This window comes from Bacillus benzoevorans (assembly GCF_014207535.1).
GTDB classification, from domain to species: domain Bacteria; phylum Bacillota; class Bacilli; order Bacillales; family Cytobacillaceae; genus Bacillus_BD; species Bacillus_BD benzoevorans.
On sequence record NZ_JACHGK010000001.1, the window covers coordinates 556,977 to 571,126 of the forward strand.

Below are 14,150 nucleotides of genomic sequence, written 5' to 3' on the forward strand. Positions count from 1 at the left end.
TTATGCTGGAGCAGGCTGCTGATTTTCAGCGCCTGCTTCAGCGTGATTCAATCACGACTTGGTGTTACGCCTTTAAAGCTTCCTCTACAAAAGTCATTAAGGTTCCATTTTTCACTTTTTCCGCTGTTTCTTTTCCTGCTAATGCCTCGATGATTGCTAAGGCAAAATAGGAAGTAGTCGCAGGACCGCGAGAAGTAATGACGTTCCCGTCTTTGACTACCGCTTCTTCCGAGAACTCCTTGAAATGAATTTGTCCTTCAAATCCTGGGTAGCAGGTTCCTTTTACTTTTTCGGCAATACCGGCCGCTTCCAAAGCCAGCGGTGAGGCACAAATAGAGGCTACCAGTTTATTATCCTTGTAGAAGGATTGTAAAAGGGATGTGACTTTTTCGTTTTCAGCAAGATTTGTTGCCCCTGGTATACCACCAGGTGTGATGATCGCATCATATTCTTCACCTTGGATATCCTCAATTAATTTATCTGCTAGGATATGTACTCCATGTGCACTTACTGTTTCTAATTTTCCTGTAATCGATACGAGGTCGATAGAAATGTCTGCGCGGCGCAGGAAATCCACTACCGTTAACGCTTCAATTTCTTCATAGCCATTAGCTAATAAAATCAATGTCTTTTTCATTAATATCACCCTTTTTTTATCAGTATTAATGCTATTTTAAATGAAACGTCCTAATTTTCCAACTCTTTCACATTCATCCTGCAAGATGAAATCTATTCACCCGCCTTTAAGAATGGAAACATCCTAATAGGAGAGGGGGATGAAAAAGTCAGCAGCTGCAGAAATGATTTCCGTTTGGTTGAGCCAAATTGTATAATAGGATTCGATTCAGGAACCAACAAAGTTGTATACATAGGAGATGAATTCCCGTGGATTTTTTAACGGTTGATCACTGGGATGAAGACATATGGCAAAAGTGGAAGGAGATTTATCTCGAAGCTTTTGGCGGAAAAAATGCAAAACCGGAGAAAGTTCTTCGCAATATGTTTCGCAAGCAGATGTCTTCTTTTCATTTGGCGGAGGATCAGGGCAGGGTTTACGCAATTGCTTTGTCCGGAAAATTAGAAGGAACAACCTCGCTTGTCATTGACTATCTAGCTGTGAAGAAGAATGCTAGAAAACAGGGGATCGGTGTGCAGATGGTTGATTATTTGAAACGATGGGCAAAGGACAATCATCACTTTGACAGTATTGTTATTGAAGTGGAAGCGGAAGAAACAGAGGAGAATACTGAGCGCGTGGAATTTTGGAAACAATGTGGATTTCAGGATACTTCGTATGTCCATCATTATAAAGTCGTCCCGGAGCCGTATCAGGCGATGTACCTCAAGTTAGTTCCCGAAGCATTTATTCCGGAAAAAGCCGAGACCATCTTCCAACATTTCAGCCAGTTTCATCAAAAATGTTTTCGCGGAGCATAAATAAAATGCGTTTCCAATATTGAATGGGAACGCATTTTTTATCATACCGGCATTTTAGATGCGAAAATCTTTTGTAATATTTTTATACTCCTGCTCATTTAAAATGCCCAGCTTTTTAAATAATGTCGAATAGCTGAGTATCTTCAACCTTGTCCTTTTGGAGTAATTCATCCTTAACAACTCCTTTTCGATATTTTATGCATATTTATTTGAAATGTTGCGTAGGGGCAACAAATTTGTTTGGAACTAATCTTATTTTTGAAAAATAGAAAGGAGCCGGACTTTTCATTTAGATGAGACGTCCAGCCCCTTTTTTAACTGCTTTGCTTTTGCTTATTTTGTGTATATGGGAAATACCCGCGGTCGGCATGGAGCATATGTCCAATGATAATATCATCGACAAGGAAGGAGAAGAAGGCCGATGACTTAAGTTCTCCTTTCTGGTAAGCCTCTTTAAGCTCTAGGGCTTTTTTAACCAGACCTGTATGAATTTGTGCATGTCTTTCATATCCTGGATAGCCAATGGAGGATAAAATTTCTTCTTCGCTGGCAAAATGGTCCACAACATGAGTTAAAACGGTATTCAACTGCTGCAAAGTCTGCTCATAGCCGGCATTTGAAAGGGAGAGGTAAATCAGGCTGTTTCCTTGTTTAATCAAATCGCGATGCTGTTCATCGATTACTGTATTGCCACTTTCCCATTCAACCTTCCATTCCAAGCGGACAGAAGCCACAGGTACATCATGCTGATTATCGGCACTGACAACGCGGTTGCGCCCGCCTTCTTTGGCCCGGTATAAGGCTTCATCAACCCGCTTATACCAGCTGTAAAATGATTCATTTTTCCTTCTTTCCGCAACGCCGAAGCTTGCTGTCACGACTCCGGCTATTGGATGTTCAGTGCTTTCTAACAGCTTGCGGATTTTTTCTGCAACGACAAGGGCTCCAGCTATCGTACAATGCGGCAAAAATATCGCAAATTCTTCACCGCCCATCCTTGCGATAATATCGGATTTACGAATATTATTTTTGGTGATTTCAGCCGTGTGTTTTAGTACTTCATCACCTGTTGGATGCCCCCATGTGTCATTAACCCGCTTGAAGAAATCAAGGTCTATGAGAATCATGGATAGAGGTTCATTGTATCGATCGGAACGGCTCATTTCATTTTCTATGATTTGATCGATATAATGACGGTTGTACAGACTTGTTAACTCATCTGTTATTGCCAGCTCATTTAATTCTTCGTTTTGCTCTTGCAGGTTTTTAGTCAGCTGGAGCAGTTTGATTTCTTCCAGGCGTTTTTCGGTAATGTCTCGTGCAGATGCATATATATATTGATCGTTTGGCTGCGATCTCCATTCTAAATATTTATAAGAACCGTCCTTACAGAGAATTCTGTTAATAAAGCCGGAAATTGATTTCTGCTCTTTTAATTCATCTATGACTTCCATTGTACTTGGGATATCATCTGGATGTACAAGGGAAATAAAGCTTTTCCCCTCTAACTCCTTAACAGGATAGCCGAGTGTATCTTCAAAATTTTTATTTACTCTGATAAACACACCATTTGTATTGGCGACACAAAGCATATCTAAATTTACTTTTAGAAACCCCTCGATCCCTTTATCCAGCACATATTCCATTGTCACTTCATCGTAAACGCAGGCAAAAGTATCATCATTTAACGAAAACACTGTAACCCGAAGCCATTTTTGCAGGGATACTTGGTGAATGTCAAAGTGGGTAGTTTCACGATTCATGATCGCTCGATTTAACATGTCCTTCCATTTATATTCGCCCTCCCAGCCTTGCGGGAATATTTCATAAAAGCTTTTGTGTTTAACCTCTGAGGCTTGTAAAAGTAACAATTTTTCACATGCTGCATTTAGCGCTAAATATTCATAGTCAAAAGGTATTCCTTCGTCATCCAGCAATACTCTATGGTATGAATAAGCTGTTGGAGATTTTTCAAAGAACGTTTTATAATAATGGTCCTCCATTATCATACCCCCATTACTACTTTTATTTTATATTACTATTCTACAATAAAATCGGCATTGAAAGTGAAACGGATTACATTATTCCTGTGACACAATGCTCACAATACAGAATAGTGGAATTTCTGATTTTAAAATAAACGAAAAAAAGCAGGAGAATCACCCTCCTGCTTCAAACTTTGTCCAGCACTTTTGCAAACTTTAAAACAGCTTCTTTTATTGCTTCCCGCTGCAGGCGGGCATAGGTGAATCGGACATATCCGTTCGGAGACCCGTATACACTGCCAGGCATAAACAAAATTTTATTTTTTATCGCCTCTTCTACGAGCTTTTGATCATCTACTTTTTGCTTGATTTTGCACCAGCAGAAAAGGCCTCCTTTCGGCACGCTGAACTCAACTTTATCACCGAGGTACTCATTTAATGCCAAAACCATTTCATTTCTTCTTTCCAGCAGCTCCTGCTTTAGAAAAGCTAGATGTTTCGGATATTCAGGGGATTGGATAAATTGATTGGCAATTAACTGCGGAAAAATACTTAAACCGAAGTCAATTTGCTGCCGGGCATCAGCTAAGCGGTTAATGACTGACTCTGGACCCATGATCCATCCGACCCGCAAACTTGATGCAATGACCTTTGACAGTGACCCAACATAAAGCACGTTGCCGCTCTTGTCAATTGATTTAAGCGGGTAGTGCGTCTTGCCATCAAAAGAAAGCAGACTGACCGGGTCATCTTCTACGATAGGTATTCCTAGCTCAGCAGCAATTTCCAAAACTCGTTCCCGTCTTGGCTCTGTCATGACGCCCCCCGTCGGACTTTGAAAGGTCGGATTTAAAAAAATCATCCTGATTTGATGTTTGCGGTATAAGGTCACAATGTCATCGGGATTGATTCCTTCAGCATCGACGGGAAGAGCAAAGATTCTAAGACCTGCCGATTGAAACAATGGCAGTGAATAGCTGTAGGAGGGAGCCTCAATGGCTACGGCATCCCCGGGATTTAGCAGGCACTGTGTAATGAGATATAGAGCCTGCTGAGCACCTGATGTAATGAGAATAGAGGAACTGGTTACATTGATGTCATGATATTCCTTTACATAGGATGCTAATGTCTCCCGAAATTCTAAATGACCTTGGGGATGCACATAGCCTAAATTACTTGGAAAAGCATGCTGGTTAAAAGAAGCTTGTAAAAAGCTTGCCGGGAATAAATCTGTGGATAATTCACCGCCGGCCATATTATAGCCGTCTTTCATGACCTTTGCTTCATCGCGAATCCGTTTAATTAATGGGTAGGTAGGTAAAAAAGAGCCTCCTTCAATATATTTTCGCCAGTTGGTAACGCCTTTAGGAAGGATGCCCCACTTATGTGTACTGACACGGGTGCCGCTGCCTTTTTTCCTCTCTACTAAACCGGATGCTTGAAGTTCGTCATAGACATGAACAATGGTCATCCGATTCACATTTAATTGTTCGGCCATTTTTCTTTCTGAAGGCAAACGGCTCCCAGGAGGAAATTCACCGTAAGCAATTTTTTCTTCAATATATTCAAAGATTTGCTGATAAATTGGCTTATCACTTTCACGATTTACAGACCATTCCATACTTTTCACCTGTTCTTTTCAAAATGGCAGCTTGAGCAGCTGTAAAAATTGGATGAGTGTAAATCATCCAATTGGATGATTACAATGACAATTGATTAAATTATTATAATATTAACATATAAAATACCATGCAAATAGGATTTAGAAAGAGGTGCTACCTATGAAAGAGACTGTTTTTCGTTCTAGTGTGAAGGACTTAAGACAAAATTTAAATGTAAATACGATTAGTGCCGGATTAGTGGCCGCTATTTTCGGATGTACAGGTCCGGCGTTAATTATCATCGGCGGAGCAACAAGCGGCGGCCTGACTTATGCCCAAACGATCAGCTGGATCTTTGCGACTTACTTTTTCAGCGGACTGCTTGGCATCTATTTGGCATTAAAATACCGCCAGCCTATCTCCGGTGCTCATACGATAGCAGGGGCCGTTCTCGTAGCTGGTTCTTTAACCCATTTTTCATTAAATGAAGCAATAGGTGCTTATATCGTGGCCAACATTATTGTCATCCTGCTTGGTGCTTCTGGATTGATTGATAAAGCGATGAAGTGGATTCCGAGACCGATTGTCATGGGGATGATCGTAGGGGTGATGATTCGGTTTACAACCGAAATGATCAAATCAGTCACGATATCACCGTTATTGGCAGGTTCAGCGATTCTCGTCTTTTTACTTTCACAACGATATTTGAAGAAGGTACCACCTGTATTATCGGCATTAATTGTAGCTGTTATTCTAGCGGTGGCAACAGGTGCCTTTAATGTTCAGAATGTTCAGAATAAATTAATTCTCCCGCAGTTTATTATGCCGGAATTCAGTTTGGATGCAATTGTTTCGATTGGGATACCGATTGCTTTATTAATCATCGCTACAGAAAATGCCCAGGCAGCAGGAGTATTAATGGCACAGGGATATAAAGCGCCAAACACGGCAATGGCGGTGAACGGTTCAATCGTCGGGCTTATTGCCGCTTTATTTGGAGGTCATGCCATTAATATTGCAGGACCAATGACGGCGATTTGTTCCGCAAAAGAGGTTGGTAAAAAAGAAAGCAGATATGCCGCATCTGTAGCCAATGGGTTTTTCTTCTCTGTCTTTGGTCTCTTTGCCGCATTTGTCGTGCCATTTGTTATTGCGATGCCGAGTGTCATTGTCACCGTTATTGCAGGACTTGCTATGCTGGGTGTTCTAATCAATTCTCTTAAAACGGCTTTTTCTGATACAAAATTCCAAATGGGTGCTTTTTTTGCCTTAACGATTGGGATGTCCGGGGTAAACTTCTTTAACATTGGGGCGCCATTATGGGCGATATTAGGCAGTTTGCTCGTTTCCTTCCTTGTCGAAAAAAGCCATTTTGCTTCAAGAGAAAAGCCGGAAAATGCAAAGGAAGAATCAGCACCTGAGGAAAAGGTAAACCAAGCGAAAAAGGCAAGTGTGGAAACAACGGCATAAGCAATAAGAATTGTAAATGATTTAGAAATCATGTTCATCCTGTGTATAAATTTTACTATTTTGGGGGGAGCATTCATGAAAGCTCACGAAATAATGAATAACCAGGTAGTGAAAGTGAAAGAACAGGATAGTGTCTACTTATGTATTAAAAAAATGCTGCAATATAATATCAGTGGACTTCCTGTTGTGAATGAACGGAATGAACTCAAGGCTTTTTTGAGTGATGGAGATATTATGAGGGCGGTTGGAAAGACAAATGAAATTGTGCTCGGGACGTTACTTTATGCCGATGTTTTCCAGATTGATCCTAAAGGGTTTGAAGAGAGGGCACAGGAGATATTGACATTAAACGTAATGGAAATCGCCCAAAAAAAGGTATATACCGTGAAGTTGGATGAGGAAGTGGAAAATATTACAACTGCGATGGCAAAACAGAAAATAAAGCAGCTGCCGGTGGAACGCAACGGGGTACTAGTGGGTATGATAAGCCGAGGCGATGTGATTCGAAACACCTTTAAATCGATTAACGAATGTCTGAAAAAGTCAGTATGCTAAAATGCAAAAGTAAAAATCCCAGCCTATCCATTACGTGTGAGAAGCTGGGATTTTTATTGTATAAATTGAGTGAATACTGTCGTTTAACAAACGTACTTTAGGTGTCTTTTACTAATTTTTGCTATACTGAAAGATGATGAAGCAGAAACTCTATCCTAAAAAGCAGAGGTGAAATAGGACTTGAAATATCATTTTGATGAAATCGTTAACCGCAGAAATACATATTCCTATAAGTGGGATGGCGGGAAATATATCACTAAATCGGGTTTAACAAACCGTTACGATGAAGAGACGCTGCCGTTATTTACCGCTGATATGGACCTGCCTGTACCGCAGCCTTTACTAGATGCATTACATAAAACGGTAGAACACCGGATTTTTGGCTATTCGATTTTTCCGGAAGAATATTATACTGCGATTCAGCATTGGTTTAAAAAGCGTCATGACTGGGAGATCAAAAAAGAAGAAATTGTCTATTGTCCGGGAACGGTTTATGCGACAAAGGTGGCAATTAAGGCATTTACGGAGCCTGGTGACGGCGTCATCATTCAACGCCCGGTTTATCCGCCATTTACGAGGGAGATTACTTCAAATGGACGTCAAGTTGTCAATAACGCTCTGAAATATGATGGAGAAGGATACTATACGATTGATTTTGAGGATTTTGAGGAAAAGGTAAAAAACGATAAAACGAAATTATTCATATTATGTAATCCTCATAATCCAACAGGAAGAATTTTTAAAGATGAAGAATTAAAGAGACTATCAGACATTTGTGCTAAAAATAATGTAATCATCGCCGCAGATGAAATTCATGGAGATTTAATTCGAAAAAGTCAAACCTTTACTCCTATTGTGAAGGCTGCTGAAAATACGGATCATATTATCACGTTTACAGCGATTAATAAAACCTTTAATTTAGCTGGTCTGCATTGTACGAATGCAGTTATTCCGAATCCGGAGCTTAGGAAGAAATTTAGTAGTCATGTAGATATGAAATCAGCTTCACCATTTATGATCTCCGCCCTCATCTCCGTGTACAATGACGGGGAAGAATGGTTGGAACAACTGAATGAATATCTTGATGGCACAATGGAGTGGGTTGGGCAATTTTTAGCAGAAAGAATGCCAAAGGTGAAAGTGAAAATCCCTGAAGGAACGTATGTGATGTGGATGGACTTTAGCGAATACGGCTTGCAACCGAAAGAAGTCCATGAACGAATATATAATCGAGCGAATGTCCTGCTGCAGGACGGGGTCATGTTTGGCAGAGAAGGAATTCAACATCAAAGAATATGTATCCCATCACCTAGACCAATCATCAAGGAAGCGTTCGCGAGGATCGCGAGAGAGTTTGAGGATCTTAAATAGGAAGGCAGAGGCTGTTTCGTAAAGTGTTTTTTACACCGTATGGAACAGCCTTAATTTACATGATGGGGGAGAGAAAATGAGAGGAAGGACTGAATCCTACCGCCCAACAACGATGGCACCTAATGGTATGATTACTGCTCCGCATTATCTGGCATCACAGGCAGGGTTAAAGATATTGCAGGAGGGAGGAAATGCAGTAGAAGCAGCTATCGCGGCCGCCGCTGCCATCGGAGTCGTTTATCCTCATATGAATGGAGTTGGCGGAGATAATTTCTGGTTGATTTATAATACATACGATAAAGAATTAAAGGCGTTAAATAGCAGCGGGAGAGCAGCCCAAGGTGCAACCATTGATTTTTATCAGAGGCAAGGTTTTAAGAAAATCCCATCACGGGGTGCATTGGCTGCGAATACCGTTCCAGGGGCAGTCGCCGGTTGGGATCAGGCATTTGCCTATTCCATAAAAAGGATGAAGGGAAATCATCGCTGGAGTGATTTGCTCAAGCCTGCCATTCAGTATGCAAAAGAAGGTTTTCCTGTCACACCAAGTCAGGAATATTGGACCAATGTAAATTTAGACAACAGCGATGATGAATTTAGGCATTTACAGCGTTATTCCGAGTTTAGCAAAATCTTTTTAAAACAAAATGGTACTTCCTACCGTGCCGGGGAAATGATGAAACAGCATGATTTAGCACTTACTTTAGAAGGAATTGCGTCGGAGGGCAGTGCGTTTTTTTATAAAGGAGAGTTAGCGACGGAAATGGTGCGGGACTTGCAAGAGAACGGAGGGATGCTAACGTATGAAGACTTCGCGCAGCATCTTTCGGATTGGGTCCATCCAATCTCAGTCCAGTACAGAGGATATGATGTCTATAACCTTCCTCCGAATACGCAAGGTTTTGCCTCCCTATCGATATTAAATATTCTGAACCAGTTTGATTTGCAATCCATTGAAGAAGGGACGGCTGAGTATTATCATCTATTAGTAGAGGCTATTAAACAGGCATTCTCTGATCGGGATCAGTATTTAACCGATCCTGAGTTTTCTCCTATTCCATTGGCTGAATTATTGTCCGTAGAAAGGGGCAAAGAATTAGCCGGGAAAATTCAATTCAATAAAGTCTTAAATTTGGAAAAACCGTTAGATCCAAAAGGGGATACCGTATGGTTTGGCGTGGTTGACAAAGATGGCAATGCGGTTTCGTTTATCCAAAGCATTTATCATGAATATGGGGCGGGTTTCATTCCGAAAAATACCGGTGTTCTCTTACAAAACAGGGGAAGCTTTTTTTCCTTGGATCCTAAAGCTGTCAATTGTCTGCAGCCTCGGAAACGGACATACCATACATTGAATCCAGCCATGCTTTTTAAAGAAGAAAGACCGTATTTAGTCTATGGCACGATGGGCGGTGAAGGACAGCCTCAGACGCAGGCTGCACTTGTCACACGGATCCTGGACTATGGCTTTTCGGTCCAAGCTGCCATTGAAGCGCCGAGATGGCTGTATGGCAGAACATGGGGGGCGGCGTCCAACAGTTTAAAAATCGAAGGAAGAATTGATAGTAAGATCATTCATACTCTTCAAGCGCGAGGGCATAGAATGGATGTGCTTGAACCATTCTCCGATGTGATGGGGCATGCCGGAGCGATTAAAATCGATCCGGTTACCAATGTAAAATTTGGCGGGGCCGATCCAAGAGGTGACGGTGCAGCAATTGGATATTAGACGCCTGCAGCAAGGCATGAAGCAGAGTGAATTAATCCCATTAATGTGTGGCAGAATTAAGGTGGTTATTTGATGAAATTACAGATGAATATATTTATAGCGTTTTTTCGCTCGGGGATTCTCGGTTTTGGCGGCGGACCGTCCGCGATTCCTCTTGTCCATAAAGAGGTGGTTGGCACCTTTAAATGGATGGATGACGAGCAATTCAGCAATATCTTGGCATTGGGGAATACCCTTCCTGGTCCGATTAATACGAAAATGGCCGGATATATCGGATATCGTGTTGGCGGCAGATTAGGAATGATCACAGCATTGACGGCTTCTGTTTTACCAACGATTATTCTGATGCTGCTCCTTTTGACTTCATTTAATCAATTTAAGGATAATCCAAGGGTGATTGGTATGACGAGGGCGGTTGTTCCCATTGTAGCGGTCATGATGGGAGTATTAACCTGGCAGTTTTTAAAAAAGACAAAAGCAGGGCTGGGTTGGAAAGTGGGAATACTGCTTCTGGCGGCGAGTTTGATTGCCATGAACCTTATCCATATCCATCCTGGTATTGTCGTCGGATCCCTATTAGTGATTGCGCTAGCGATTCCAGATAAGAAAAAGAAAGTAAATGCAGATGAAAAAAGGGAGAGCCTATGATTTATTTTCACATATTTATTGCGTTTTTAATACCCGGATTAGTTGGTTATGGCGGCGGCCCGGCATCGATACCGCTGGTTGAGCATGAAGTAGTCAACCGCTATCAATGGATGACCACAAGCGAATTTAGTGAAGTGCTGGCGCTGGGGAACGCTTTGCCGGGTCCGATCGCCACGAAAATGGCTGGTTACATTGGCTTTGAAGTAGGTGGGATTTGGGGGGCAGTGGTTGCTGTTTTTGCTACGGCGGGTCCTTCCTTATTTTTAATGATTATGCTGTTAAATCTTATTTACAAGTATAAAGATTCGCCAAGAGTAAAAAGATTATCTAAGATTGTGCTGCCTGCAGTTGCTGTATTAATGGGGACATTAACATTTGACTTTTTCAATACATCTTATCATGCTAATGGTATTTGGGTGACGGTGTTTATTGCCGGTATCAGTTTATTATTATTAGAAAAGTGGAAGGTGCATCCGGCGTTTGTCATTGCAGGAGGACTCATCTTTGGCGCCGTATTTTTAGGTTCATAATGGAGCAAAGCAAATCCGCCTTCAGATTATCCGATGAAATATGCTTAAATTTTAAGGGCAGCAAGTGCGCATGATATAATAACCATAATAGGAAGGGCTGGAAATACAATAAGTAAATACTAAAGGAGTGGTTGAATGACTATCACATATAAAAGTCGAAATGAAGTACCGGAACAGGAAAAGTGGAATCTTGAAGATATTTATGCTGACATCGGCAAATGGGATGAGGATTACCATCAGATTGAACAAATGAATGAAAAACTAAAAGATTTTGATGGAGCTATTCATGATGGATCCTCATTATTTCAATATCTGAAACTGAAGGAAGATCTATCCTTTATTTTTAATAAGCTTTATGCCTATGCGATGTTAAAGGGTGATTTGGATACGAGAGATACAGAAGCACAATCGTTAATAGATCGTGCCAAAAGCTTGAGTGTAAAGATAAGTGCGGCGAATTCCTTTTTTATGCCTTACTTATTAAGCCTTGAGGAGGAAACGCTGCATGAATATATAGCAGCAGAAAAAGGCCTCGATTACTTTAAAGAGGACTTATTAGATTCCTTCCGCTATAAATCCCATGTATTAAGCAAGGAGCAGGAAGGAATCCTCTCTCAAATGGGTGAAGCACTATCTGTACCAAGTCATGTATTTGGCATGATTAATAATGCTGATATCAAGTTTGGCGAAGTGACAGGGGAAAACGGAGAAAAGTTAGAACTGACAAGAGGCATGTATGCGAAAATCATGGAGGATGAAGACCGGGATAAACGGCGCGAGGCCTATAAAGCCTATTATCAGCCATATGTACAATTGAAAAATTCCATTGCGGCAACTTTATCTGGTGCAATCAAAAATAACGCCACAACAGCCAAAATCCGTCAATATCCTTCTGCGTTAGAAAAGGGATTATTTGGCGATCGTGTTCCGAAGGATGTTTATGAAAATTTAATTACAACAACCAAGCAGCATATTGCTCCGCTGCATCAATATATGAAAATCCGTAAAAAGAAGCTTCAATTGGATGAGCTTCGTGCTTACGATATGAGTGTACCGCTCGTCAGCGGTGTGAAAAGAGTCATTCCCTATGAAGAAGCCTTTGCAACAATGTGCAGCGCACTGCAGCCGCTCGGTGAAGATTATAGCAAAATTTTACATGAGTTTAAAAACGCCCGCTATTTGGATGTACGAGAAACTCCGGGGAAACGATCCGGTGCCTACAATTTGGGTGTATACGGTGTTCATCCCTATATTCTCCTGAATCATCAGGATAATTTAGACAGTTTATTTACTTTAGTGCATGAATGCGGCCACGGTGTACACAGTAAGCTTAGTTCACAGTATCAGCCGCAAATAACGGCACGATACAGCATTTTTGTTGCGGAGGTAGCATCAACTGTCAACGAGGTTCTGTTAATCAATTATCTTTTAAATAATGAAAAAGATGAAAAGGTTCGTTACTATCTTCTGAACCATTTCATTGATCAATATAAAGGTACATTCTTTACTCAAGTGATGTTTGCGGAATTTGAAAAAATAACCCACGAAATGGCAGAAAAAGGCATGCCTTTGAATGCGGAGGCATTTAACAGTATATATGAATCGTTATTCCGTGAATATAATGGAGACGAAGTTGTTTTTGATGATGAAGTTAAATATGGCTGGTCAAGAATTCCGCATTTTTATCGTCCTTTCTATGTTTATAAATATGCTACCGGGTATACATCGGCGATTCATTTGGCCACAAGGATCCTAGCAGGTGATCAAGATACGCTAAAATCCTATATTGAATTCTTAAAGAGCGGCAGCTCCGACTATCCGCTGGAATTATTGAAAAAGACGGGTGTGGATTTAACAACTTCTGCACCGATTGAAAGTTCTTTGGCGAAATTTTCTGATCTGGTGGAGGAATTCTCAAAGATGTAATTATTGTTCAATAATAAATCCCCCAATGCCTCTTGCGTTGGGGGATTCATCTTTTAATCTAAGACATCTTGTGTAATTATTTCCTTTAAAGTCAGCATTAACATAATGAGAGCGACAAACCAGTGAATCATGAGACCCCCTGGTACAATGGTTTTTACACTTTCCATGATCGTAAAGAAAATGGTTGGCAGTGTGACACAGTAGGCAGAGAGACGCCATAGATGACGGTACTGAATCGTTTTGTTCACCATGCTTTGCAGCAAAAGACCGAACAAAGCTAATAAGGATACTTCAATAAATTTCATCGCTGATGAAAATAGGTAAATGAATGCATCAGTAACAGGCACCATCACAGGAAGCATGGACTCCATTGAAGATAAAAAGTTGGATAAATCCTTGTCCGTGATCGTCGTAATCCCCATCATCGTATAGGCAAAAGATTGTGATTGACCTGCAGCAGCATAGACCCATTCATTTTTCAGAAAGGCAATCGTGTTATTGTCCTGTGCAATTTCTTGCTGAGTCACTGTACCGGTACTGTCAAAGATAAACGTCAAATCGCCTTTGTTAACGGTAATCGGTGAAGTTTCTGCAGAAGTTAATTCCCCATTTTCAATCGTAAATGATGGCAGTTCTTTCTCTAACGTTTCTTTAATCGTAGTAAAACCGCTCGTCATGGAAGTGTTAAAATAATAAACGCTTGGCAGAACAGAAATCAAGACCAATAAAAAGACATAAAGAATGGTTTTTCCAATCCCTTGATGCTGAAATGTTGCAATATCCTTTGGAGAGTAAAGACTGACAATTAATTGCTTAAATATATTCATTTTGACACACCTTTGTTGAGATTCATTTTATATTGTAGCTTTTTAGCAGGAAATTGTACAATTGTAAGCAT

General features: G+C 40.8%; 12 protein-coding genes. 8 read left to right on the forward strand and 4 right to left on the reverse strand.

Going from position 1 to position 14,150, the window contains the following annotated elements:
- Positions 1-64: 64 nt before the first annotated feature.
- Positions 65-637 carry a DJ-1 family glyoxalase III gene (locus HNR53_RS02810; protein ID WP_184522526.1) on the reverse strand — a complete coding sequence of 191 codons (573 nt, stop codon included), beginning with the start codon at positions 635-637 and terminating at the stop codon, positions 65-67.
- Positions 638-885: 248 nt separating this feature from the next.
- Here HNR53_RS02810 and HNR53_RS02815 point away from each other — a divergent pair, with 248 nt between their 5' ends.
- Positions 886-1,437 carry a GNAT family N-acetyltransferase gene (locus HNR53_RS02815; protein ID WP_184522528.1) on the forward strand — a complete coding sequence of 184 codons (552 nt, stop codon included), beginning with the start codon at positions 886-888 and terminating at the stop codon, positions 1,435-1,437.
- A gap of 314 nt (positions 1,438-1,751) precedes the next feature.
- On the opposite strand, the gene HNR53_RS02820 is transcribed toward HNR53_RS02815, so the two are convergent.
- Positions 1,752-3,440: a diguanylate cyclase gene (locus tag HNR53_RS02820; RefSeq protein ID WP_184522530.1), complete on the reverse strand. Its 1,689-nt coding sequence runs from the start codon at positions 3,438-3,440 to the stop codon at positions 1,752-1,754.
- A 169-nt stretch (positions 3,441-3,609) separates the two neighbouring features.
- The gene (gene pdxR, locus HNR53_RS02825) at positions 3,610-5,043 is read right to left on the reverse strand and encodes a MocR-like pyridoxine biosynthesis transcription factor PdxR (RefSeq protein WP_184522532.1); all 1,434 of its coding nucleotides are present in this window, start codon (positions 5,041-5,043) and stop codon (positions 3,610-3,612) included.
- 160 nt (positions 5,044-5,203) lie between these two features.
- On the opposite strand from pdxR, the gene HNR53_RS02830 reads away from it, so the two are divergent.
- From HNR53_RS02830 to pepF, 7 genes are all read left to right on the forward strand, one after another.
- Entirely contained in the window at positions 5,204-6,493 is a 1,290-nt protein-coding gene (locus HNR53_RS02830) for a benzoate/H(+) symporter BenE family transporter (RefSeq protein WP_184522534.1), read from the forward strand.
- 75 nt (positions 6,494-6,568) lie between these two features.
- Entirely contained in the window at positions 6,569-7,048 is a 480-nt protein-coding gene (locus tag HNR53_RS02835; protein WP_184522535.1) for a CBS domain-containing protein, read from the forward strand.
- 180 nt (positions 7,049-7,228) lie between these two features.
- Entirely contained in the window at positions 7,229-8,419 is a 1,191-nt protein-coding gene (locus HNR53_RS02840) for a MalY/PatB family protein (protein ID WP_184522537.1), read from the forward strand.
- A 76-nt stretch (positions 8,420-8,495) separates the two neighbouring features.
- On the forward strand, positions 8,496-10,148 hold the full coding sequence (gene ggt, locus HNR53_RS02845) for a gamma-glutamyltransferase (protein WP_184522539.1): 1,653 nt from the start codon (positions 8,496-8,498) through the stop codon (positions 10,146-10,148).
- Positions 10,149-10,220: 72 nt separating this feature from the next.
- On the forward strand, positions 10,221-10,796 hold the full coding sequence (locus HNR53_RS02850; RefSeq protein WP_184522541.1) for a chromate transporter: 576 nt from the start codon (positions 10,221-10,223) through the stop codon (positions 10,794-10,796).
- Entirely contained in the window at positions 10,793-11,326 is a 534-nt protein-coding gene (locus tag HNR53_RS02855) for a chromate transporter (RefSeq protein ID WP_184522543.1), read from the forward strand. The genes HNR53_RS02850 and HNR53_RS02855 overlap by 4 nt, the downstream gene beginning before the upstream one ends.
- 135 nt (positions 11,327-11,461) lie before the next feature.
- Positions 11,462-13,252: an oligoendopeptidase F gene (gene pepF, locus HNR53_RS02860; RefSeq protein ID WP_184522545.1), complete on the forward strand. Its 1,791-nt coding sequence runs from the start codon at positions 11,462-11,464 to the stop codon at positions 13,250-13,252.
- A gap of 53 nt (positions 13,253-13,305) precedes the next feature.
- Here the strand turns inward: pepF and HNR53_RS02865 are convergent, their stop codons facing one another.
- Positions 13,306-14,079 carry a DUF1189 domain-containing protein gene (locus HNR53_RS02865; RefSeq protein ID WP_184522548.1) on the reverse strand — a complete coding sequence of 258 codons (774 nt, stop codon included), beginning with the start codon at positions 14,077-14,079 and terminating at the stop codon, positions 13,306-13,308.
- Positions 14,080-14,150: the final 71 nt, after the last annotated feature.